This is a genomic window from Catellatospora sichuanensis (assembly GCF_007483665.1).
Taxonomy (GTDB): Bacteria; Actinomycetota; Actinomycetes; order Mycobacteriales; family Micromonosporaceae; genus Catellatospora; species Catellatospora sichuanensis.
The window spans coordinates 295,232-318,639 of the sequence record NZ_ML660188.1 but is presented as its reverse complement, the minus strand read 5'-3'; the positions used below and the strand labels follow the sequence as shown (position 1 = coordinate 318,639).

Sequence of the window (23,408 nt, the reverse complement as noted above, 5' to 3'; positions counted from 1 at the left end):
AAAGCGTTACGCTGCCGCCCATGTCAGACTCAGCGCCGCAGTATCGGCAACCGGCTCAGCCCACCGGCGCGCCCACCGGAACGCAGCCGCCGACGGGCCCCTCGGCAGCCACCCGACGGGTCGGGCTGCTCGGCAAGGTCCTGATCGGATTGTCCGGGGTCGCCTGGCTGCTGACGGTCGTGGTCACCGGGTTCGTGGTGGTCGCCCTGCTGAAGGGCGAGCTGGAGGGTATGGCGGTCCTGTCGGGCATCATCATGGTCGCCATCGCGCTGGGCGTCGCGGTGCTGATCACCGGCGTGACCCTGCTCTATCTGTACCTGGCCCGACGACGCCGCCGATAGCGACGTCAGCTGTGCCGCCCCGGTTCTCCCGGCGGCATCAGGATCAACGCGTGGTTCTTCGGGCCGCGGAAGCCGAGTTCGATGTGTTCGGCCTGGCCGCCGAGGGCGCGATGGTGCGCGGTGATCGCGGCGAGCAGTTCGTCGCGGCCCAGTTTGCGGTCGCGGTCCCAGAAGTTGCAGCAGGGCACGACTAGCACGGGACGGACCAGCGCCGAGTCCACCACCTCGCGCAGCGCCTCGTCCGGGTGCAGGCCCACGACCAGGTCGTAGTAGTCGGCCAGCGTGGCCAGGTAGGGCTCGGCCCGGGCGGGGACGCCTTTGAGCGTCCAGCCGCGGGGGTCGACGACCTCGGCCTCCAGGCCGAACCGCTTGCGCAGCAGCCGGGTCAGCATGCCCTGGCCGCCGGCCACGTCGGCGACGTAGCGGGCCTGCGGGAACCGGGCGGTCACGAACTCGGCGAGCACGTCGAAGCGGGTCTCGTCGCCGTGGAAGCGGTGGCGGGTCATGCGGCCAGTGCCGCGTACCGGCCGCCGACCTCGACGAGGTTGCGGTGCGAGCCGGATTCGAGGATGCGGCCGTGGTCGAGAACGGCGATCTGGTCGGCGTCGCGCACGGTCGACATCCGGTGCGCGATGGTGATCGTGGTGCGCCCGCGGCTCAGCTCGTCGAGGGCGCGCTGCACGGCCCGTTCGGTCTGGGTGTCCAGGGCGCTGGTGGCCTCGTCCAGCACCAGGATGCGCGGGTCGCGCAGCAGCGTACGGGCGATGGCCAGGCGCTGCTTCTCGCCGCCGGAGAAGCGGTGTCCGCGCGAGCCCACGACGGTGTCGTAGCCGTCGGGCAGGCCGACGATCAGGTCGTGGATCTGCGCGGCGCGGGCCGCCTGCTCGATCTCGGCGTCGGTGGCGCCGGGTTTGACGTAGCGCAGGTTCTCCCTGATCGTCGTGTGCAGCAGGTAGGTCTCCTGGCTGACGACGCCGACGATGCCGGCCAGGTCGGCCAGCCGCAGGTCGCGCAGGTCGACGCCGTCGACGGTGATCCGGCCGGCGGAGGGGTCGTAGAGCCGGGAGATCAGCGCCGCGATGGTGCTCTTGCCCGAGCCCGTCTCGCCGACCAGGGCCAGTGACGTGCCGGCGGGCACGTCGAGGCTGACGCCCGCCACGGCGGCGGTGCCGCTGCCTGGGTAGGCGAAGGTGACGTCCTGCAGGCGCAGGTGGCCGGCGACGCGGGCGGGGTCGAGCTCGACCGGGTGTGCCGGGTCGTCGACGTCGACCGGCAGGTCGAGGTATTCGAAGATGCGCGCGAACAGGGCCAGTGAGCTGGTCAGCGAGACGCCGACGTTGAGCAGGCCCATCAGCGGCCGGAACAGGTTGGCCTGCAGCGCGGTGAAGGCGACCAGGGTGCCGATGCTCAGCGTGCCGGCGGTCGCAGGCAGGCCCGCGGTGAGGTAGATGACCGCGGGGATGGCGGCGAAGAGGACGCTCATCGAGGCCATCCGCCAGCGCCCGGCCAGCTCGGAGCGCAGCTCCAGTTCGATGAGGCGGCCCGACGACGCGGTGAAGCGTTCGACCAGTGCGGGGCCGGTGCCGGTGGTCTTGCTCAGCTGGACGCCGCTGATCGACAGTCCCTCGTCGATCGTGACGTTGAGGTCGGCCAGTTCACGCTGGCGCTGCGCGGTGATCGTGCGGCGCATGCGGGCGACCCGGCGGGTCAGGTAGACGGCCGGGGGCACCACGACCAGCGAGACCAGCGACAGCCGCCAGGACAGCGCGGCCATGGCCACGGCGGTCGCGACGGTGGTGGTCAGGTTCGAGGCGATGGAGGTCGCGGTCGAGGTGACCACGGACTGCATACCGCCGATGTCGTTGGTGATGCGTGACTGCACCTCGCCGGTGCGGGTGCGGGTGAAGAAGGCGATCGACTGTCGGTGCAGGTGGGCGAAGACGTCGGTGCGCAGCCGGTGCATGATCTGCTGCCCGACGGTGGTGGAGATCCAGGTCTGCACCACGCCGAGCGCCGAGGTCAGCGCGGCGACGGCGACCATGCCGAGCACCAGCCAGACCAGCAGGGTCAGGTCGGCCCGGGGGAGCGCTACGTCGATGACCTCGCGCAGCAGGAACGGTGCGGCCATGGCGATCACGGACGAGGCCACGATGATCGCGGTGACCACGGCGAGCTGCCCGCGGTGGGCGGTGAACAGGCTGCCGATGCGGCGCAGCGAGACCTCGCGGGCCTGCGCCTTCTCCTCGGCGGTCACGGTGTGCGGGCCGCCGCGGCGGCCTCCTCGTTCCATGGGTGGGCTGTCCAACGGGTGGTTCCTTCCGTGTGCGAATGCTGAGGTTACCTCAACATGAGGTTACAACCGCAATCGCTGGTACCGTATTCCCGTGGACGAGCACGAGGAAGCGGGCCTGTCGGAGGCCTTCTGGGCAGTCGCCCGCCGCCTGCGGCACCTCACCAAGGACGCGCTGGCCCCCTGGCAGATCACCCCGTCGCAGTCGCGGGCGCTGAACGTGCTCGGCCGCCAGGAGGCGCTGCGCCTCAACGAGCTGGCCGAGCAGCTGCGCATCGCCCCCCGCTCGGCCACCGAGGTCGTCGACGACCTGCAGGCCCGTGGCCTGGTCGAGCGCCGCGCCGACCCCGCCGACCGCCGGGCGACGCTGGTGGCGCTCACCGGTCCGGGTCGCGACACCGCCCAGGCGATCGAGGTGGCCAGACGCGCCGAGGCCGACCGCTTCTTCAGCGCCCTTGATCCGGACGACCGCACTCAGCTCGGCAACATCCTGCGCAAACTCACCTAGCCGGCCCAAGCAAGGGCTTGCGCCTGTGCTGCGAAAGAAGCCGGTCAGCGTGCCGTCATCTGGCACGCTGACCGGCTTCCGGTCCGTTGGGGTGTTACGCGGCCGCGAGACCGCGCTCCACCGCCGCGATGATCTGCGGCCGCAGCTCTTCCGGCTTGATGATCGCGTCCACCGAGCCGACCTGCACGGCGCGCTGGATGCTGTGCACGCCGTCGAACTCGGCGGCCACCTCGCTCAGCTTCTCCGCCCGGACCGAGGCCCGCACGTCGAGCAGCTGCCCGACCAGCGCCGCCTTCTCGCCGCCGGTCGCGGTCGTGATACGGGTCTCCAGGTCGGCCACCCGCGGGTCCTTGGCGGTACGCGCGTTGACGTCACCGGCGAACACCACGGCCGCCGCCGGCGCACCGCCGAGCACCGAGGCGAACGAGCCCTCCAGGGCGAGCACGGTCATGTTCGGGTTGAGCGCCTTGGAGAACACCACGAACGCGCCGCCGTGATACCGGGAGATCACGCAGAACACGATCGGGCCGCGGAAGTTCACGATCGCCCGGCCGATCTCCGCGCCGTACTCCAGCTGCAGCTTGCGCATCGACTCCGGCGAGCCGTCGAACCCGGACAGGTTCGCCAGCACGACCAGCGGACGGTTGCCGCTCGCGGCGTTGATCGCCCGCGCGGCCTTCTTCGACGACTGCGGGAACAGCGTGCCCGCGGTGTAGGTGTCGGGGCCGTCGGTGGGCGGGAACCCGCGCCGCGGCACCGAGCGGGACTCGATGCCCAGCAGGCACACCGGGATGCCGCCCAGGTGCACGTCCTGCACGACCGTCGTCTCGGCGTCGGCCATGCCCGCCCAGCGCTCCAGGATCGTGTGGTCCTGGTCGGCCAGCGCGCGCATCAGGGTGCGGATGTCGAACGGCTTCTTGCGGTCGGGGTTGTGCTCCTTGGAGAAGATCTGCCCGACGGTCGTGAAGTCGCTGTCCGGCACCGAGTGCGGGAAGGAGGAGATGTCACGGTCGGCCGGATCGGTGGTGGCCGCCCGGCGCGGGCCGGCCTCACCGGGCGCGATGTAGGTGTGGTCGTGGTGCGCCATCAGCACGCCCTGCGCGGCGCGCAGGTCCGGGGCCCAGTACTGGGCCTGGCCGTTGGGGCCCATCACCCGGTCGTAGCCGCCGATGCCGAAGTTGTCCTCGGCGGACACACCGCCGGAGAAGTCCAGCGACTGCTTGCCGGTCAGCACCATCGCCGAGTCCGGGGTCATCACCAGGATGCCCTTGGTGTGCATCAGCATGGTGGCCTCGGCGTTCCAGTACGGCTGGGCGCCGACCGTGATGCCCGCGACCACGATGTTGATCTCGCCGCCGTCCTGGGTGAACTCCACGATCCGCTTCAGGGCCGCGGCCACCCAGTCCATGTTCTCGGTGCCGGAATCCATCGAGATCCGGGCCCCGGCCGACAGCGCGAACCAGTCGAGCGGCACACGCATGCGCTCGGCCAGGTTCAGCGCCGCGATGATCCGCGCGCACTCCGGCTCGGACAGCGCACCCAGCGCCTTGGTCGGGTCGCCGAGCAGCACCACCCGGGTGACGCCCTCGGGATAGCGCTCGGTCGGTGTGCTGACCACACCGGCGACGATGCCCGCCTTGTTGCGCCCCTTGGGCCGCTCCACCGGGGCCAGCTCGCCCGTGTCGTCGAGGTCGTACTCGGTGAACGTGCCGTTGCGGCCGGCCAGCAGGCCGGTCAGCTCGTACGGGTAGGTCGTGCCGCGGCGGCGTGCCGACAGCACCTTCTGCCGGTAGTCGTCCAGCGGCTCGATCGGCTCCGTCGTCGGCTCGGTGACCGACATCCGCATGCCCGCGTCGAAGGACACCTCGACCGCGACGTCGCCCACCTCGCCGGTGAGCGCGTCGCGCTGACGGCCCAGCACCAGCACCTGCTCCAGGCCCGCCCCGGCCGTACGCGGCAGCACGCGCTGGATGACCGCGTTGAGTTCCTCGACGGTCAGCTCGCTCGACGGCCAGACGTACAGGGTGATCCGGTTGGTGTCGAGCCGCTTCTTGGCCGGACGCCGCGCCTGGACCTTGCGGATCGCGTCCAGACAGCCGTCCAGCATGCCCTCCAGGGCGGGCAGCGCCAGCACCCGGCCCTCGGCGTCGCGTAGCGGGGTCAGGTCGCGGACCTGCGCCATCGCCGCCAGGCGCTCGTCGGCCGGGTTGTCCGGTGCGACGCAGCGGAAGAGGTAGACCTCTTCGTCGATCGACGGCAGGCGGGTCAGGTCGAAGTTGCGCAGCCGCGGCAGCTGCAGGCGCTCGGCGATCTGCGGGTGCAGCCCGCGGATGACCCGGTCCTCGCCCTGTCCCGGCCGGAAGGTGAAGTGGTGGTGCATGGCGGCGCCGGTCGGCCCGGCCACCGACACCGTGACCCGCTGGAGCACGTCCAGCAGCCCGGCGCGGTCGAGCACCTCGCGCAGGGTGGTGGCCATGGTGTCCGCGTCGGGCTGGTCGGCCCACGTCAGGTAGACGTCGGCGAAGGACGCCCCGTCGACGAGTCCGGCGGTCTTGCCCAGGGCGGCGGGCAGCTCGGCGAAGTCGGTCGCCGTCGAGATCAGCCGGAAGCGCTCGCCGTCGTGGTCGTACGCCGCGGTGAAGAACGTGTGCCCGGCCACCTCGACGCAGCGGGTGTCGCTGACGCCGCGGTTGCCGTAGTAGCGGCGGCTGAGCACCTCCAGCATCGGTCCGTTGTCGGCGCCCGGCCGGCCGATGCGCTGCGCGAGCAGCCGCACCAGCGGCTCGGGCGAGGCGACCATCTTCGCGATGCGCTCGTCGCGGTCGGCCGCCTGCGGGTCGCGGTCGAGGTGGCGCAGGTGGTCGCGGACCTCGTTGTACACCTCGGCGCGCTTGCGGCGCAGCATCGGCTGCGCGGCCCAGCGGAACACGATGCTGCGGGCGAGGTCGCCGACGACCGGGAAGCGGACCTGGGTCGCCCAGATCAGGTGCTCCAGCGCCTGGCCGACCAGCTCGCGCACGCCCTCGCCGGGCACCGGCTCGGTCAGCCAGCGCTGCAGCAGCGACACGATCACCGCGACGTCGGCCGAGGACCGCTGCTGCGCCAGGAAGATCCGGAAAACGGCCTCTTCCAGCGCGGGCGTGCGGTCGAAGCCGTCGACGCCGTAGTGCGCGAGCACCCGGGCCAGCCGCTGGCGGAAGGCGTCGGGCAGCCCGGCCCGGTCGACGTCGAGGCTCTGCAGGTAGGCGTGGAAGAACTCGCGGGGGCTGTGCACCCGGGTGTCGGCCTGGGTCTCCTCGCCGGCCGGCCGGTTGCGGCTGAGCTCGGACAGGTCGGCGAACACCTGCAGCAGCCCGACCTCGCCCTCGATCGGCGCGCGGCCCAGCTCGGCCCGCCCGGCCAGGTATGTCGACAGCGCCCGGCGCTCGTCGCGGGGGTCGAGGTCATAGCCGAGCAGCAGGCTGCGCAGGTCGCCGAGGCCGCGCGCGACCCGGGCCTCGGCGGTCAGGCCGTCCGGCTCGGGCGGCAGTTCCAGGTCCACGGCCTCGGTCTCGGCGGCCGCCTCGGTGTCGTCGCCGATCGGCTCCAGGCGCATCAGCGGCGCGCCGGACTCGACCTGGCTGCCGACGGAGACCAGGCATTCGCGCAGCTTCGACTTGACCGGTGCGCGCAGCACGGTCTCCATCTTCATGCTCTCCAGGACGAGCACCGGCGCGCCTGCCTCGACCTCGTCGCCCACCTGGACCGGGGTCGCCACGACCAGCGCGGGTGCGGGGGAGCGCAGCACGCCGCCCTCGTCGCGGCTGACCCGGTGTGTGACACCGTCCACCTCGACCAGGTGGATCGGGCCGTGCGTGTCGGTGACCAGCCGGAACCGGCGGCCGTTGACCAGCACCCGGCCGGTGTGCTCGTCGAAGCGGTCCAGTTCGACGTCGATGGTCGGGGCTTCACCGATGCCGACCCGGAAGCGGTGCGGCCCGATCTGCGCGACGGACACCCGGTAGGCGGCGCCACGCAGCTTGAGGTCGATCGGCCGGCCGCTCTTGTGCTGGACCTGCGGGCGGCCGCCGTGCGCGGTGGACAGCAGCCGCTGCTGCTCGACCAGCGCCTCGTCCTCGTACGCCTCGATGGCGGCCGCGGCCAGCGCGATGCCGGAGTGCTTGGTGGAGACCAGGCGGCCCTGCGCGCGGACCCGGTCGATCCAGCCGGTGTCGGCGCTGCCGTCGATCACCTCGGGCTGGTCGAGCAGGTCGAGCAGGAAGCTCTTGTTGGTGGCGCCGCCCTCGATGATCACGGTGGTGTCGGCGACCGCACGACGCAGGCGACCGAGCGCCTCCTCGCGGGTCCGGCCGAAAGCGATGATCTTGGCGATCATCGAGTCGAAGTCGGCGGGGATCACGTCGCCCTCGCTGACACCGGTGTCCACCCGGACGCCGGGACCGGCGGGCAGCGTCAGCCGCTCGATCCGGCCGGGCGACGGGGCGAAGTCGCGGTCGGGGTCCTCGGCGTTGAGCCGGGCCTCCACCGCGTGCCCGACCTCGGTCGGGATCAGCTCGCCCAGCCGACCGCCCGAGGCGACGTGGATCTGTGCCTTGACCAGGTCGAAGTCGGTGGTCGCCTCGGTGATCGGGTGCTCGACCTGCAGCCGGGTGTTGACCTCGAGGAAGGCGAACAGCTTCTCGCCCGGGTGGTAGAGGAACTCGACGGTGCCCGCGCCGCGGTAGTCCACCGCCAGCGCCAGCCGCTCGGCCGCCGACTTCAGCTCGGCCACCTGCGCGGGGGCGAGCACGGGTGAGGCGGACTCCTCGATGACCTTCTGGTTGCGTCGCTGCACGGAGCAGTCGCGCACGCCCAGCGCCCACGCGGTGCCCTGGCCGTCGGCGATGACCTGGACCTCGACGTGCCGGGCGCCGGTGACCAGGCGCTCCAGGAACACGATGCCGCTGCCGAAGGCGCGCTTGGCCTCCAGGCTGGTGCGCTCGTAGGCGTCGGCCAGCTCCTCGTCGCTGCGCACGACCCGGATGCCGCGGCCGCCACCGCCGGCGGTGGCCTTGAGCATCAGCGGGTAGCCGATCTCGGCCGCCGAGCGGGTGGCCGCCTCCAGGCTCTCCACCGCGCCCCGGCTCCACGGCGCCACGGGCACGCCGACTTCTTCGGCGATCAGCTTCGAGCCGATCTTGTCACCGAGCTTGCGCATCGCTTCCGCGCTCGGGCCGATGAAGGTGACGCCGATCTTCTCGCAGAGTTCGGCGAACGCCGGGTCCTCGGCGACGAAGCCCCAGCCCACCCATGCCGCGTCGACCTGCATCTCGACCAGCGCGCGTTCCAGCACGGCGTGGTCCAGGTAAGGCCGCGCCGACGCGGGGCCGAGACAGTAGCTGTCGTCGGCCTCCCGGACGAAGGTGGCGGTGCGTTCCGCCTCGGTGTAGAGGGCGATGGTCTCGATCGGTGGCGCACCGCTCTCGGCGTTGATCTCGCGGACTGCGTGGATGAGCCGCATGGCGGCCTCTCCCCGGTTGACGATGGCGATGCGACTGAACACCGATCAAGCCTTCCCAATGACTGAACTCGGGACCCCTTCAGGGCGGGTCCCCGTCAACAACCCTTCCAGCTACTGGCGAGTAGGAAACCGCTGTACGCCTCAGTAGGCGACAGCGAGTTTTGTAGGGATCCCACAAATTGAGCTGGAGCGTAAACGGACATTAGACCGCATTTATTGACAAGATCGTCGGCGTGCTGGCGCGCAGCCGCTCGTGTGCGGGGGTCGGGTCGGTCTCGCCGGTTCACGGGATCTTAGCCTTCGTGGTCAGTTTCCACCTTTAGACGCCTGAAACCGCTCCAATCATGCAATTTACTCATGGGGGTCGCGACACCCGATAGCCTGATCGAAACGTGGGGGAGTGTCCGGACAATGACCTCAACGCCTGATCGGCGGTCGGCGGCACCGGCGCGTCCAGGACTGGTGCTAGCGGCGCTGATCATGGTCGCGGCGGTGGCCAACCTGAACCTGGCCGTCGCCAACGTGGCACTGCCCGACATCGGCCGGGCGTTCGACTCGTCGCAGACGGCGCTCAACCTCATCGCGGTCGCGTACTCGCTCGGCCTGGCCTGCTCGGTGATCTACCTGGGCGCGCTCGGGGACCGGTACGGGCGCAAGATGATGCTCGTCCTCGGCATCCTGCTGTCGGTACCTGCGTGCCTGCTCGCTGCGTACGCGCCGTCGGACACCGTCCTGATCGTCGCCCGCCTGCTCGGCGGCCTGTCCGCGGGCATGGCCTACCCGACCACGCTGGCGCTCATCGCCGCGCTGTGGTCGGGACCCGCCCGCACCCGCTCCATCGCGCTCTGGTCGGCGACCGGCGGTGCCATCGCCTCGCTGGGACCGCTGGCCGCGGGTTTCGCGCTGGAGCGCTTCTGGTGGGGCTCGGTCTTCCTGATCACGCTGCCACTGGCGGCGATAGCGCTGGTCATGGCCATCATGCTGGTGCCTGCGCACGTGAACGAGACCACCGATCCGGTCGACAACCTCGGCGGCATCCTGTCGATCGTCCTGGTCGGCGCGGCGATCCTGGCGATCAACTTCGCGCCGGTGCCGAACTCGGGCGCCCTGGTCGCAGGACTGTCCGTGCTCGCGCTGGCGGCGGTCGTCGGGTTCGTGCTGCGTGAGCGCCGGGCCGCGAACCCGCTCTACGACCTGGGCATCGCCTCACGGCGGGTGTTCTGGGTCGCCGCGTGCGCGGGCATCATCGTGTTCGGGTCGCTGATGGGCGCGATGTTCATCGGCCAGCAGTTCCTGCAGAACGTGCTCGGCTACTCGACCGTGCAGGCCGGCCTGGCGATCCTGCCCGCGGCGCTGCTGATGGTGATCATCGCGCCCCGGTCGGCGAAGCTGGTCGAGTCGCACGGCGCCAGGTTCACCCTGCTGACCGGATACGTCTTCGTCCTGCTCGGGTTCCTGACGATGCTTCTGCTGTGGAAGGAGGGCATCGACTACTGGAAGGTCGGGCTCGGCTACGCCCTCATCGGCGCCGGAGTCGGCTTCGCGGGCACGCCCGCCTCCCACTCGCTGACCGGCTCGGTCCCGGTGACCCGCGCAGGCATGGCCTCGGGTACGGCCGACCTGCAGCGCGACCTCGGCGGCGCGGTCATGCAGTCGATCTTCGGGGCGCTGCTGACCGCCGGGTACGCCAGCGCCGCCGCGGCCGCAGTCAGTGCCGCCCCGCCCAACCCGACGATCACCGCGAACGTGCAGACGCAGCTCACGAAGTCGTTCTCCAGCGCGGCCACGACCGCCGAGCAGTACCCGCAGTACTCCGAGCAGATCATCGCGGGCGCGAAAGCGGCGTTCCTGCAGGGCGACCAGTGGGCCTACCTCGCGGGCATCGTCGCGGTCCTGATCGGTGCGACTGTCGTGTTCTTCTTCTTCCCGGCCATGGCCGAGGAGCAGCGGCTGCTCGACGAGTACGCCGCGACGGACTCGGGCGGGTAGCCGCAAAGCCGCCGCGTCCGACGGCATCAGTGAAGTCGCGGGGGTCGATGCCACGGCGAGAGTCACCGGGGATCAGACGGCGTCGGGGCAAAACCCGCAAGCCAGGGCATCGGGGCCGTCGGTAGCCTGTCGCCATGCCCCCACACCTCCCGCATCCCGATCCCGGCATTCCGGATACCAGAGGCCCGGCGCGGTATCTGTGGTGGCTGGTCACCAGCCAGTGGCCGCGTGCGCTGCGCGGCAGCTTCGTCGGTACGGCCTGGATGATCGGTCTCGCGGTGCGGCCGTACCTGATCGCCCGCGCGATCGACGACGGCCTGCGCACGGGCGACACGCAGGCGCTGCTCGCCTGGGTCGCCGCGATCGTCGGGGCCGGCGTCGTCGTGGCGTACCTGGGCATCATGCGGCACCGGACGATGACCTTCCTCCGGGAGGACGCGACGGCCCGCTCCTCGCAGGTGGTGCTGCGGCACATCGCCCGGCTGGGCGCGGTCCTGCCGCGTACGGTCGCGGCGGGCGAGATCGCGACGGTCGCCGGCACGGACATCTCCCAGGCCTCGTGGGCGCTGACGATGACCGGGCCGGGCGTCGGTGCGGTTCTCGCCTACGCCACCGCCGCCGTCGTGCTCTGGTCCGTCGACCCGCTGCTGGCCGTCTTCGTGCTGCTCGGCGTGCCCATGGTCGTGCTGGTGGTGGGGCCGCTGCTCAACCGGCTGCAGCGCGTCGACACCGACTACCGGCATGAACTGGGGATCCTGACCACCCGGGCCGGTGACATCGTGGCCGGGCTGCGCGTGCTCGCCGGGGTCGGCGGCCGCGACCTGTTCGCCCGCCGCTACGCCGCCCGGTCGCAGAGCCTGCTTCGGCACGGCTACCGCGTCGGCTCGATCACCAGCTGGGTGCATGCGCTGACCGGGGGCATCCCCGCCCTGTTCCTGGCCGCGATCGTCTGGCTGTCCGCACGGATGGCGGCCGAAGGGCAGATCACCGTCGGTGAGATGGTCGCCGTATACGGCTACGTCGCCATCCTGTCGGTCCCGGTCTGGTTCCTGCTAGAAGGCGGCTTCATGGCCGTGCGGGGCATCGTCGCGGCCCGCCGGATCATCGCGGTGCTGCGGATCCGGCCCGACGCCGCAGCGGACGGCCCCGCCCCCGCCGGCCCCGCCGAGCTGCACGACCCGCAGTCGGCGCTGACCGTGCCGACCGGCCGGATGATCGGTGTCGCGGCCGAGGACCCGGCGGACGCGATCGCCCTCGCCGACCGGCTCGGCCGCTACGTCGACAGCGAGGTGACCTGGGGCGGGCTGCCGATCACCGGCGTCGACCCGGCCGACGTCCGGGCCCGGATCCTCGTCGCCGACCACGACTCCTACCTGTTTCCGGGCACGCTGCGCGACGTGCTGCGGACCCGCGACGGCATCACCGACGCGCAGCTCGCCGCCGCGATCCGCACCGCCTCCGCCGACGACATCGTCGAGTCGCTGCCCGGCGGCCTGGACGCACCGATCGAGGCCCGCGGCAGCAACCTCTCCGGCGGCCAGCGCCAGCGGATACGCCTGGCCCAGCACCTGCTGGCCGAACCCGACGTGCTGATCCTCGTCGACCCGACCTCGGCCGTCGACTCGCACACCGAGGCCCGCATCGCCGACCGGCTGCACGAGCACCGCACCGGCCGGACCACGGTCGTGGTCGCCACATCGCCGCTGCTGCTGGACCGCACCGACCTCGTCGCGTTCGTACGTGACGGGCGGGTCGCCGCCGTCGGCACACACGACGAGCTGCTGGAGACCGAACCCGGCTACCGGGCACTGGTCGCCCGCGACGCCGCCGAGCCCGGGACCGACGCCGCGCGAGGGGGAGCGACGATGACCGAGACCATCACCACCGAGGCCCGCACCGCACCGGCGGCCCGGCGATGAAGGCGCTGCCCGTCGCCGACAAGGCGACCGTCCGCCGGTCGGTGGCCGAGCTGGCCCGGACCGAGAAGAGGTCCCTGAGCCTCGCGCTCGCGCTGTACGTCGCCGCCGCGGCTGCCGGACTCGCCGCACCGTGGCTGGTGGGACGGATCGTCGACCAGGTCTCCGTCGGCGCGACCGCCTCTGACGTGGACACGTACGCCCTGGTCATGGCGGGGTGCGTGCTGGCACAGATCCTCCTGTTCCGCACCGCCCAGAACGTCGGCAACCGGTTCGGCGAACGCGCCAACGCCCGGCTGCGCGAGGATTTCGTCGCGCGTACGCTGCGCCTGCCGATCGCCGTGGTCGAGCGGGCCGGCACCGGCGACCTCGCCACCCGCAGCTCCGTCGACGTCGCCACCGTCGGCAACGCAGTCCGCCAGGTCGTGCCGATCGTGGTCATCTCGGTGATCCAGCTCCTCCTGGTCATCACGGCCGTGTTCCTGCTGCACCCGCTGCTCGGGCTGCTCATCCTCGCCGGCGCGCCGACGTCGGTCGCCGTCGCCCGCTGGTATCTGCGCCGGGCCCCGCAGGCCTACCTGGCCGAGGGCGAGGCGAGCTCGGAGCTCACGGAGTCGCTGACCGCGACCGCCGAGGGCGCGCGGACCGTGGAGGCGCTGCGGCTGACCGAGGACCGGACCCGCGACGGCACCGCGCGGATCGCTCGGCAGTGGACGACGCGCCGGGCGACGCTGGCGCTGCGCAGCGTCTTCTTCCCGGTCGTCGAGTCCGGCTACGCGCTGCCCGCCGCGGCGATGCTGCTCGCGGGCGGGTTCTTCCTCAGCGAGGGCTGGGTCACCCTCGGCGCGGTCGTGGCGGCGACCCTCTACGCGCAGCAGGCGATCGAACCGATCGACCACATCATGATCTTTCTGGAGCAGGCCCAGCGGGGTGTCGCCTCACTGGCCCGCGTGCTCGGCATCGGCCTGGTCCCGCCCGAGCCCCGCGGAGTCGCCTCGGCCCCGCCCGGCCAGCGGCTCACGGTCCGCGGCGCGCGGTTCCGCTACGCCGGCGGCCACGACGTGCTGCACGGCATCGACCTGGAGGTGCGCCCGGGCGAGCGGCTCGCCATCGTCGGGCCTTCCGGCGCGGGCAAGTCGACACTGGCCCGCCTGCTGGCCGGGATCGATGCGCCCCGCGAAGGCGAGGTCAGCCTCGGCGGCGTCCCGGTGACCGACCTCGACCCGGCCGAACGCCGCCGCCGCATCGCCCTGGTCACCCAGGAACACCACGTCTTCATCGGCACGCTGCGCGACAACCTCGCCTTCTCCGCGCCCGGCGCCACCGACGACGACATGCTCGGCGCGCTCGCCGCGGTGGGCGCGGACTGGTACGCCGACCTGCCCGACGGCCTCGACACCGAACTCGGCGACGGCGCGCGGGCGCTGAACCCGGCCGACGCGCAGCAGGTGGCGCTGGCACGGCTGGTGCTGGCCGATCCGCACACGCTGATCCTCGACGAGGCGACCGCGGCGCTGGACCCGACGACCGCCCGGCGCACCGAACGCTCGCTCGGCGCGGTCCTGCAAGGACGGACCGTGATCGCCATCGCGCACCGCCTCTACACCGCACACGACGCCGACCGGGTCGCCGTGCTCGCCGACGGCCGGATCAGCGAGCTGGGCAGCCATGACGAGCTGGTCCGGGCGGGCGGGGCGTACGCGGCGTTGTGGCGGTCCTGGCACGGCGACAAGGCCTGAGCTCGCTTCGGCTTGACTTTGGTCCGGCGTCAGCGCAGGGTGGGAGCGCTTCCATCGACGAAGCCGAACACACTCCCGGAGGCACGCCCATGTCTCGACCCCGCCCTGACCTGCAACGGGTCGCACGCCACGAAACCCTGCCCACTCCACACCCGACGCATCCGGTACGAAACAGAGCCACCCGCTCCGCCCTGGCCGCGCTGTCCGCGCTCGCGATCATGATCGCTGTTGCGGTGGTCGGCGTTTCCCCTGCCCAGGCCGCGACCCCGGTCCGGATCATGCCGCTCGGCGACTCCATCACGGGTGGCCCCGGATGCTGGCGCGCCGTGCTCTGGGACCGCCTGCAACGCAACGGCTACCGCGACATCGACTTCGTCGGCACCCAGCCGGGTGGCGGCTGCAACCTCGCGAGCTGGGACGGCGACAACGAAGGCCACGGCGGATACCGGGCCGTCGGCATCGCCGACCAGAACCAGCTGCCGGGATGGCTGGCCGCCACGCATCCCGATGTCGTGCTCATGCACCTGGGCACCAACGACATCTGGGGCAACACGCCGACGGCGACGATCCTCACCGCGTACGGCAAGCTCGTCGACCAGATGCGCGCGAGCAACCCGGCGACGAAGATCCTGGTGGCCCAGATCATCCCGATGACGCCGAGCGGATGCGCCTGGTGCCCGTCGGGTGTCGCCGCGCTCAACAGTGCCATCCCCGGCTGGGTGGCGAGCAGGACGACGGCCCAGTCGCCGATCACCGTCGTGGACCAGTTCACCGGCTTCGACACCGCCGCCGATACCAGTGACGGCGTGCACCCCGACGACTCGGGCTTCCAGAAGATGTCGGACCGCTGGTATCCCGCGCTGGTCCCGCTGCTCGGCGGGAGCACGCCCGGCGACGCCACACCTCCGAGCACCCCCACCGGGCTCACCGCCACCGTCGACTGCAGCCTCAGGGTCACCGTGCGCTGGGCAGCGTCCACCGACAACGTCGCGGTCACCGGCTACGACGTGTTCCGCTCCCTGAACGGCGGTGCGTTCACGTCGATCGGCACGGCGGCCGCGCCACCGTTCACCGACACGTTGAACGGCATGTACCAGTACCAGGTTCGCGCCCGCGACGCGGCAGGCAACACCTCCGCCTTCACCGCACCGGTTAGCGCGCTGCCGCCGCCGTGTCCGCAGGACACGCAGCCGCCCACCGTGCCCGGCACACCTACCGCGCCGACGACCACCACCACGAGCGTCGGTCTGGTCTGGACGGTGTCGACCGACAATGTGGGCGTCGCCGGTTATGAGGTGTACCGGGCACCCGGGTATGGCGGCAGCTTCACCCCGGTCGGCACCTCGACCACCGCCGCCTTCACCGACACCGGGCTGAGCGCGGCGACCGACTACCGATACCAGATCCGTGCCCGTGACGCGGCCGGCAACACCTCTACGTTCTCCGCCGCCGGCACGGTCCGAACCGCCGGAGGCACCGGGGGCTGCTCCGCGACACTGACCCTGCAGACCGGGTGGGGCGGCGGTTACGTCATGCAACCCAACACGGTCACCAACACCGGCACCGCGGCCATCAGCGGATGGACCGTCACCCTCACGCTGCCCGCAGGACACGTCATCACCGGATCATGGAACGCCACCGTGACCGTCAGCGGCCAGACCGTCACGGCTCGCGGCGTCACCGGCCAGAACGCCAATCTCGGTGCCGGCGCCGGCACCACCTGGGGTTTCCAGGCCGGCAGGCCCAACGGCGACACGACGGTTCCGTCCGTCGCCGCCTGCGCCACTCCCTGACACAGGCGGTTCCTTCCACCGCCTGCACCGGTTTTCGACGTAGGACGCCGGTCAGGGCATGTGCGCACGACCGCACGTCCCCTGACCGGCCCGGCCTCGACGGCGGCCCGGATCGGCAGCGCCGGTGGTCGCGCCGTGGGCCCCGCAGCGAGCGCGGCTCATACTGTCAACGACGGCTCGTCCGGCGCGGAGAGGCTGAGCACCGTGCCCGCCACGGCGGGCGACGAGCTGACCTTCGCCTCCAGCGCGCGCAGGCGTACGGCCACGTGGGACTCGACGTCGTCACCGGCGAGGTCGACATCGCCCACCACGGAGATCATTCGCGGGCCGACCACCTCCAGCCGCAGGTAGGTCACCCGCGCGACCTCGGGCATGGCCAGCAGCGCCCGCAGGACCGCGGCCCGCACCCGCGGATCGGCCTCCTCCCCGACGAGGAACCTGCGGTTGCGGTTGATGAGCACCACCGCGACCACCACGAGCAGGATCCCGACCAGGATCGACCCGACGGCGTCCGGCACCGGTGAGCCCGTCAGCTGGTGGGCGGCCAGCCCGGCGGTGGCCAGCAGCAGGCCGATCAGTGCGGCGGCGTCCTCGGCGAACACGGCCCGCAACGCGGGGTCGGACGTGGCCAGCACGTGCTCGATGAGGTCGCGCTGCATCGTCGCGGCGTCAGCCCTGGCCTGGCGTACGGACTGCCGGAACGACACCCCCTCCAGCACGAACGAGACCGCCAGCACCGCGTACCCCACGATGAAGTCGTCGGCGGGGGAGGGCGCGCGCAGCTGGCCGACGCCGTGTGTGATCGAGAAAGCGCCACCGGCCACGAACAGCCCGACCGCGGCGAACAGCGACCACACGTAGGCCTCGCGGCCGTGTCCGAGCGGATGCTCCCGGTCGGCTGGCCGGGCCGCCCGGCGGTTGGCCACGACCAGGAACACCTCGTTGCCGGTGTCCGCCCAGGAGTGCGCCGCCTCCGCGGTCAGCGACGCCGACCTGGTGATCAGGGCAGCGGCCGTCTTCGCGACCGCGATCAGCAGATTTGCCCCGAGCGCGACGAACACGGTCAGGAAGCTGTCGGACCCGCGGGCGTCGCCGGGAAGCGGGAACCCGAGGCCGAAGGACTGCGGTTCGTCCCCGGCGACCGGCACCTCCGGCTCGTCGGGGCCGGGTCGTCCTGGTCGGTTCATCGGCTGCCAACTGTGTGGCTGATCATCTCGGCCCCTACGGTCGTCCGAGTTCTGACGATATCGCCAACTCGGGGCAGCGTCGGCTGGCCCGCACTCGTACACGTCCTCGCGGAAGCGGACGCCGAGGTGACGAAGAACGCGTCCCGATCGCGATCTCGGTGACATCGCCGCCCCGTCCGCTCGCGCAAGATGGAGGCATGACCAGCAGCAACGGCGCCGTACCGGTGACCATCGCCATCACGCGCCGCGCCGACCCCTCCCACGCCCGGGAGATGATCGCGTGGATGCGGGCGGGCACGACGCTGGCCGAGGAGTTCCCCGGGTTCCTGGGGGCAGGGTGGGTGCGGCCGGGGCCCGGCTCCACCGAGTGGCACATGCTCTACCGGTTCGCCGACGCAGACGCGCTGCGGACCTGGGAGGAGTCGTCACAGCGGCAGTGGTGGCTGTCGTCGGCCCAGGGCATCGTCGAGCACGCCCGCACTGAACGGCGTACGGGCATCGAAGGCTGGTTCGACCCGCCGCAGGAGCACAGCATCGAGGAGGCGCGCGCGCCCGCCCCGCCGCGGTGGAAGCAGGCGGTCACCATCTGGCTGGTGTTCTTCCCACTCAGCCTGCTGGCCAACGCGCTCGCGGTCCGATACCTGGCCGGGACCGTGCTCGTGGTCCGCACCCTGGTCATCACACTGTGCCTGACCCCGCTGATGACCTATCTGATGCTGCCGTGGATCACCCGGACGCTGGAGTGGTGGCTGCACGGGCGCCCCGCGCCCTGGCGGGCGGCAGGCCGGTAGGCATCGGCCGCAGCAGCCGCGCTGCCGTGTCGAACAGGTGCTCGCGCAGCTCGTCGTCGCCGAGCCGCATCAGTGCCGGGTCGACCCCGGCCACGATCAGCCCGCCGCTGACCATGGCGGCGGCCACCAACGCGGCGGCGTCCGGGTCCGGCCCGGTGAACAGGGCTCGGATCCGCTCGAACGACGCGTGCGCCGGATGTCCTCGGACCAGCCGCGCGACCATCGGGTCGAACTGCACGATCGCGGCCAGGCGGCGATGCGTGACGATCAGGTCGATGATGCCGGCGAGGGTCTCGGTGAACCGCTGCTCGTGGTCCGGCTCGGCGTCGATCGCGTCGGCGATCTCGAGCAGCCGGTCGAGCGCGGGCCCGACGACCGCGAAGACGATGTCCTCCTTGGTGTGGAACTGGTGGTAGACGGCCGCCTTCGTCACGCCCATCCGGTCGGCGATCATCTGCAGCGAGGTGCCGCTTACGCCGTGCTCGGCGAACAGGTCGAGCGCCGCCTCCAGTACCCGTTCCCGGGCCGGCCGATCGGGCCGTGCGCCGCGCCCCGCCATCGGTGCCTCCGTCCGTCGATCAGCTCGCCGGGGTGATCCTAACCGCATCTTGCGCCCGGATAGCCGATCGGCTAGCTTTGCCGCCTAGCCGATCGGCTATCCAGTTCGGCCACGGCCGTCAGACGGAGGCGTCATGGGCACCGCTTGGGACAAGGAAGTCGACGTACTCGTCGTCGGCACGGGCGCGGCCGGCCTCACCGCCGCCATCGCCGCCGCCGACGCCGGCCGCACGGTCACGGTCGTGGAGAGCACCGCCACCTGGGGCGGCACCACCTCGCTCAGCGGCGGCGGGCTGTGGATGCCCACCAACCCGCTCATGCTCGCCGAGGGCCGCGAGGACTCGGTCGACAAGGCGCTGACCTACCTGGAGGCGGCCATCGGCGACGCCGGTCCGGCCAGCTCCGACACGCGGCGGCGCGCGTTCGTCGAGACGGTGCCCGAGGTCTACCACGCCCTGGAGCGGCTCGGGGTGACCTGGGCCGACGCGCCGGAGTACCCCGACTACTATCCGGACCGGCCCGGCGGCATGATCGGCCGCGGCATCGAGTCCGAGCCGTTCGACGTACGCCGTCTCGGGCCCTGGCTGGAGACCGCCCGCTTCCGCGGCGCGACGCCGCCCGTGCCGCTCAAGACCGACGACGTATGGCTGCTCGTCCGCGCCTGGTCGACGTTCTCCGGCTTCGTACGCGGCGCGCAGTTCGTGTTCCGGACGCTGTGGGGCTTCGCCCGCGGCAAGCGCCTGCACGGCATCGGCGCGGGCCTGTCCGCCCACCTGATGGCGATCGTCACCCGCCAGGGCACCGAGGTGCTGCTCAAGACGCCGCTCACCGAACTCGTCGTCGAGGGCGGCGCGGTCACCGGCGCAGTGGTCACCGACGCAGCCGGGGCCACCAGGCGCATCCGGGCACGCGGTGGAGTCGTCGTGGCCGCCGGAGGCTTCGCCCGCAACACCGAGTGGCGGCAGAAGTACCACGGCATCCCCGGCTACACCTCCGCTGCCGACGGCGACCTCGGCGACCCGATCCGCATCGCCGAGTCCGTCGGCGCGCAGCTCGCCCTCATGGACGACGCGTGGTGGGGGCCGTCGGTGCCGATGCCCGACGGTTCGACCCAGTTCGTGGTCTCCGAGCGCTCGATGCCGTTCAGCATCGTGGTGGACTCCAACGGCGGGCGCTACACCAACGAGTCGGCCAGCTACATCGACTTCGGCCACGCGATGCTCGATCGCGACAAGACCGTCCCGGCCATTCCGAGCTGGATGATCGTCGACGCCCGCCACCGCCGTCGTTACCTGTTCAGTGCACTGGCGCAGGGCACCAAGAAGCTGCGCGAGGCCGGCACGGTCCGTTCGGCCGAGACTGTCGAGGCACTGGCGGTCGAGCTGGGCATGGACCCGGCGGCGCTGCGGGCCACCGTCGACCGGTTCAACGGCTTCGCCCGCAGTGGCGTCGACGAGGACTTCGGGCGCGGGCGCACCGCGTACGACAACTACTACGGCGACCCACGCGTCAAGCCGAACCCGAACCTCGGCCCGCTGGAGAAGGGCCCGTTCACCGCGATCCAGCTCGTGCCGGGCGACCTCGGCACCAAGGGCGGCCTGCTCACCGACGAACACGCCCGGGTCCTCGACGGCGACGGCGCACCGATCGCCGGGCTCTACGGCGCGGGCAACAGCACCGCCTCCGTCATGGGCCGCACCTATCCGGGCCCCGGCTCGACCATCGGCCCGGCGACCGTCTTCGGCTTCCTGGCCGGACGGCACGCCGCCACCCGTGCCACCAGCGCCTGACCCGTCGTTCATCCTTCTGATCCACAGCAAAGGCAGCGCACCATGCAGATCGCACAGCGGGTCTTCGTCGTCACCGGCGGCGGCAACGGCATCGGCCGCGAGGTCGTCCTCGGGTTGCTGGCCCGTGGCGCCCGCGTCGCCGCCGTCGACCTCAGCGAGACCGGCCTGGCCGAGACCGCCCGCCTCGCTGCGGCCGGGGAGCGGCTGAGCGGCCACGTACTGAGCATCGCCGACCGCACCGCGGTCGAGAAGCTGCCCGGCGACGTGATCGCCGAGCACGGCCAGATCGACGGCCTGATCAACGTCGCCGGGATCGTGCAGCGCTTCGCCCGCGTCCAGGACCTCGGCTTCGACGAGATCGAGCGGGTGATGGCGGTGAACTTCTGGGGCGTGGTGAACATGAGCAAGGTGTTCCTGCCCGAACTGCTCGCCCGCCCGCAGGCCAGCCTGGTCAACGTGTCCAGCATGGGCGCGCTGCTGCCGGTGCCGGGGCAGAGCGCGTACGGCGCGAGCAAGGCGGCGGTCAAGCTGCTGACCGAGGGCCTGTACGCCGAGCTGCGCGGCACCCCGGTCGCGGTGACCGTGGTGTTCCCCGGCGGCGTCGCCACCAACATCCTCGGCAACTCCGGGGTCAGCATGGCCGGCCGCGACATGGACTCGGCGGGCACCGGGTCGAAGCTGACCAGCCCCGCCGACGCCGCCAAGCAGATCATCCAGGCGGTGGAGAAGGGCAGCTTCCGGGTACGCATCGGCGGCGACGCGCGCCTGCTCGACCGGCTCGCCCGACTGATCCCGCAGCGCGCCACCGCCCTCATCGCCGACCGCATGAAGTCCCTGCTCGACAGCTGAAAGACGAGGGAAGGGCACCTTCTTGACGGACGTCCGTCAAGAAGGTGCCCTTCCTTCTGCACGTGAGCGGCGTGGCGGGACGGAAATGGGTCGCGCGGCGGGTGCGGATGATGGTTACGTGGTCGGCGACAGGCGTTCCACGAGCGAGGAGCAAGACATGCGAGCGACGTTCAACTCTTTCGAAGCTCTCTTGCCCGCTCGTTCGAAGGACTTGACGTTTGTCGCTCCGCACGCTCAATCTCGGGATCTTGGCCCATGTCGACGCCGGTAAGACGTCACTGACCGAACGGCTGCTCTACGCGGCCGGGGTCATCGACGCGGTCGGCAGTGTCGACGCGGGCACGACGCAGACCGACTCGCTGGCGCTGGAGCGCCAGCGGGGCATCACCATCCGCTCGGCCGTGGCGGCACTGCGGATCGGCGACACCGCGGTCAACATCATCGACACCCCGGGTCACCCGGACTTCATCGCCGAGGTGGACCGTGTCCTGGGCGTGCTCGACGGGGCGGTGCTCGTCGTGTCGGCCGTCGAGGGGGTTCAGCCGCAGACCCGGCTGCTCATGCGCGCGCTGCGGCGGCTCGCGGTGCCCACACTGATCTTCATCAACAAGATCGACCGAGGTGGCGCCGACGCCGAACGCACCCTCGCCGACCTGGCGCGCCGCCTCGCGGTGAAGGCCGCACCGATGACCCGGGTGGTGCGGCCCGGCGAACGGGGCGCCGTGGCCGAAGCGGACACCCGGATGCTCGCCGACGTGCTCACCGGTGAGGACGAAGCACTGCTGGCCGCGTACGTCGCGGACGAGTCCAGCCTGACGCCCCGGCGGCTGCGTGCGGAACTCGCCGCGCAGACGGCCCGGTGCGCGGTGCACCCGGTCTTCGCCGGTTCGGCGATGACCGGCGCCGGAGTCGACGCGCTCATGGCGGGTCTGACGGACCTGCTGCCTGCGTCGGCCGGGAACCCTGTGGCGCGCCCGAGCGGGCGAATCTTCAAGATCGAACGCGGGTCGGCGGGGGAGAAGGTCGCCTACGTGCGCATGTTCGACGGCACCCTGCACGTGCGGGACCACCCGACCGGCGGCCGGGACCGGATCACGGCGCTGCACATGCTGGCGCACGGCGAGTGGGTCCCGCACCACAGCGTCACCGCGGGCGGCATCGCGACGCTGCGCGGCCTGACCGCCGTCCACGTCGGCGACGCCATCGGCGAGGCGGACGGGCTGACCGCGCACCACTTCGCCCCGCCCATGCTCGAAGCACTGCTCGTGCCCGCGTCTCCCGCCGACGGCGCGCGGCTGCGCTCGGCGCTGGCGCAGCTCGCCGAGCAGGACCCGCTGATCAACGTACGGGCCGACGAGAACCTGGGCACGGCGGTCTCGCTCTACGGCGAGGTGCAGAAGGAGGTCATCCGGGCGACCCTGGCCGCCGAGTTCGGCGTCGAGGCCGACTTCCGGGAGACCACGACGCTGTGCGTCGAGCGCCCGGCCGGCGTCGGCGAGGCGGTGGAACGGCTCAACACACCGTCCAACCCGTACCGGGCCACCATCGGGCTGCGCATCGAACCCGCGCCCCTGGGATCGGGTGTCCAGGTGCGAGTGCCGGTGGACTACCGGTTCGCGCCGCTGTACGTCTACCGCACGCTCGACCTGTTCAAGGAGAGCATGGGCGAGTACATCCGCGACGCGCTGCGCGCGGGCCCGCGCGGCTGGCCGGTGACGGACTGCGTCGTGACGATGACCGAGTCGCGGTACAGCGTTGCGGACGGGCCGCCGTCGCTGCGCGGACCGGACAGCACGGCCGCGGACTTCCGCAAGCTGACCCCGCTGGTCATGTCGCAGGCGCTGGCCGCGTCCGGCACCACCGTGTGCGAGCCGCTGGCCAGGGTGACCCTCGACATTCCGGCGTGGGCGCTCGGCCCGGTCCTCAGCGTGCTCAGCAAGCTCCGGTCCGTCGTGGCCGACCAGGTCGCGCGCGGCGACGAGATGACCGTCGTCGCGACGCTCACCGCCGCGCACGCCCAGGAGCTGCACCGGGTGCTGCCGGAGGTGACCGGCGGCGAAGGCGTGCTGGAGTCGGCGTTCGCGGGCTACCGGCCGGTGCGGGGAGCGCTGCCCGCGCGACGGCGCTCACCTTCTTCCGGCAACGGCATGGCCTGAG

At 71.8% G+C, this 23,408-nt stretch carries 15 protein-coding genes; 10 read left to right on the top strand and 5 right to left on the bottom strand.

The window, feature by feature from the left end:
- Positions 1 to 20: 20 nt before the first annotated feature.
- Positions 21 to 341: a hypothetical protein gene (locus FLL47_RS10310; protein WP_144120218.1), complete on the top strand. Its 321-nt coding sequence runs from the start codon at positions 21 to 23 to the stop codon at positions 339 to 341.
- A 5-nt stretch (positions 342 to 346) separates the two neighbouring features.
- Here the strand turns inward: FLL47_RS10310 and FLL47_RS10305 are convergent, their stop codons facing one another.
- Positions 347 to 847, bottom strand: a complete 501-nt coding sequence (locus FLL47_RS10305; protein WP_144120217.1) for a class I SAM-dependent methyltransferase — start codon at positions 845 to 847, stop codon at positions 347 to 349.
- Positions 844 to 2,631, bottom strand: a complete 1,788-nt coding sequence (locus FLL47_RS10300) for an ABC transporter ATP-binding protein (protein WP_144120262.1) — start codon at positions 2,629 to 2,631, stop codon at positions 844 to 846. Before FLL47_RS10300 ends, FLL47_RS10305 begins: the two co-directional genes overlap by 4 nt.
- 94 nt (positions 2,632 to 2,725) lie before the next feature.
- Between FLL47_RS10300 and FLL47_RS10295 the strand changes: the two genes are divergently transcribed.
- On the top strand, positions 2,726 to 3,139 hold the full coding sequence (locus tag FLL47_RS10295) for a MarR family winged helix-turn-helix transcriptional regulator (RefSeq protein WP_144120216.1): 414 nt from the start codon (positions 2,726 to 2,728) through the stop codon (positions 3,137 to 3,139).
- Between the two features lie 94 nt (positions 3,140 to 3,233).
- On the opposite strand, the gene FLL47_RS10290 is transcribed toward FLL47_RS10295, so the two are convergent.
- Entirely contained in the window at positions 3,234 to 8,681 is a 5,448-nt protein-coding gene (locus tag FLL47_RS10290; RefSeq protein ID WP_144120215.1) for an ATP-binding protein, read from the bottom strand.
- A gap of 369 nt (positions 8,682 to 9,050) precedes the next feature.
- Here FLL47_RS10290 and FLL47_RS10285 point away from each other — a divergent pair, with 369 nt between their 5' ends.
- The 4 genes from FLL47_RS10285 (at position 9,051) to FLL47_RS43600 (ending at position 16,076) form a co-directional block, all read left to right on the top strand.
- Positions 9,051 to 10,628: an MFS transporter gene (locus FLL47_RS10285; RefSeq protein ID WP_144120214.1), complete on the top strand. Its 1,578-nt coding sequence runs from the start codon at positions 9,051 to 9,053 to the stop codon at positions 10,626 to 10,628.
- Between the two features lie 134 nt (positions 10,629 to 10,762).
- Entirely contained in the window at positions 10,763 to 12,547 is a 1,785-nt protein-coding gene (locus FLL47_RS10280) for an ABC transporter ATP-binding protein (RefSeq protein ID WP_144120213.1), read from the top strand.
- Positions 12,544 to 14,283, top strand: coding sequence for an ABC transporter ATP-binding protein (locus FLL47_RS10275; RefSeq protein ID WP_144120212.1), 1,740 nt, complete (start codon positions 12,544 to 12,546; stop codon positions 14,281 to 14,283). The genes FLL47_RS10280 and FLL47_RS10275 overlap by 4 nt, the downstream gene beginning before the upstream one ends.
- A 218-nt stretch (positions 14,284 to 14,501) precedes the next feature.
- A complete protein-coding gene (locus tag FLL47_RS43600; protein WP_246157747.1) occupies positions 14,502 to 16,076 on the top strand; it encodes a GDSL-type esterase/lipase family protein in 1,575 nt (524 codons plus the stop codon).
- A 158-nt stretch (positions 16,077 to 16,234) separates the two neighbouring features.
- On the opposite strand, the gene FLL47_RS10265 is transcribed toward FLL47_RS43600, so the two are convergent.
- Positions 16,235 to 17,263 carry a cation diffusion facilitator family transporter gene (locus FLL47_RS10265; protein ID WP_144120211.1) on the bottom strand — a complete coding sequence of 343 codons (1,029 nt, stop codon included), beginning with the start codon at positions 17,261 to 17,263 and terminating at the stop codon, positions 16,235 to 16,237.
- 197 nt (positions 17,264 to 17,460) lie between these two features.
- Here FLL47_RS10265 and FLL47_RS10260 point away from each other — a divergent pair, with 197 nt between their 5' ends.
- Positions 17,461 to 18,054, top strand: coding sequence for an antibiotic biosynthesis monooxygenase (locus FLL47_RS10260; RefSeq protein ID WP_144120210.1), 594 nt, complete (start codon positions 17,461 to 17,463; stop codon positions 18,052 to 18,054).
- Here the strand turns inward: FLL47_RS10260 and FLL47_RS10255 are convergent.
- Positions 17,990 to 18,613, bottom strand: a complete 624-nt coding sequence (locus tag FLL47_RS10255) for a TetR/AcrR family transcriptional regulator (protein ID WP_144120209.1) — start codon at positions 18,611 to 18,613, stop codon at positions 17,990 to 17,992. The genes FLL47_RS10260 and FLL47_RS10255 overlap by 65 nt on opposite strands.
- Positions 18,614 to 18,746: 133 nt before the next feature.
- On the opposite strand from FLL47_RS10255, the gene FLL47_RS10250 reads away from it, so the two are divergent.
- From FLL47_RS10250 to FLL47_RS10240, 3 genes are all read left to right on the top strand, one after another.
- Positions 18,747 to 20,402 carry an FAD-dependent oxidoreductase gene (locus tag FLL47_RS10250; protein ID WP_144120208.1) on the top strand — a complete coding sequence of 552 codons (1,656 nt, stop codon included), beginning with the start codon at positions 18,747 to 18,749 and terminating at the stop codon, positions 20,400 to 20,402.
- A 42-nt stretch (positions 20,403 to 20,444) separates the two neighbouring features.
- Positions 20,445 to 21,251: an SDR family NAD(P)-dependent oxidoreductase gene (locus FLL47_RS10245; protein WP_144120207.1), complete on the top strand. Its 807-nt coding sequence runs from the start codon at positions 20,445 to 20,447 to the stop codon at positions 21,249 to 21,251.
- A gap of 218 nt (positions 21,252 to 21,469) precedes the next feature.
- A complete protein-coding gene (locus tag FLL47_RS10240) occupies positions 21,470 to 23,407 on the top strand; it encodes an elongation factor G (RefSeq protein WP_144120206.1) in 1,938 nt (645 codons plus the stop codon).
- Position 23,408 lies beyond the last annotated feature (1 nt).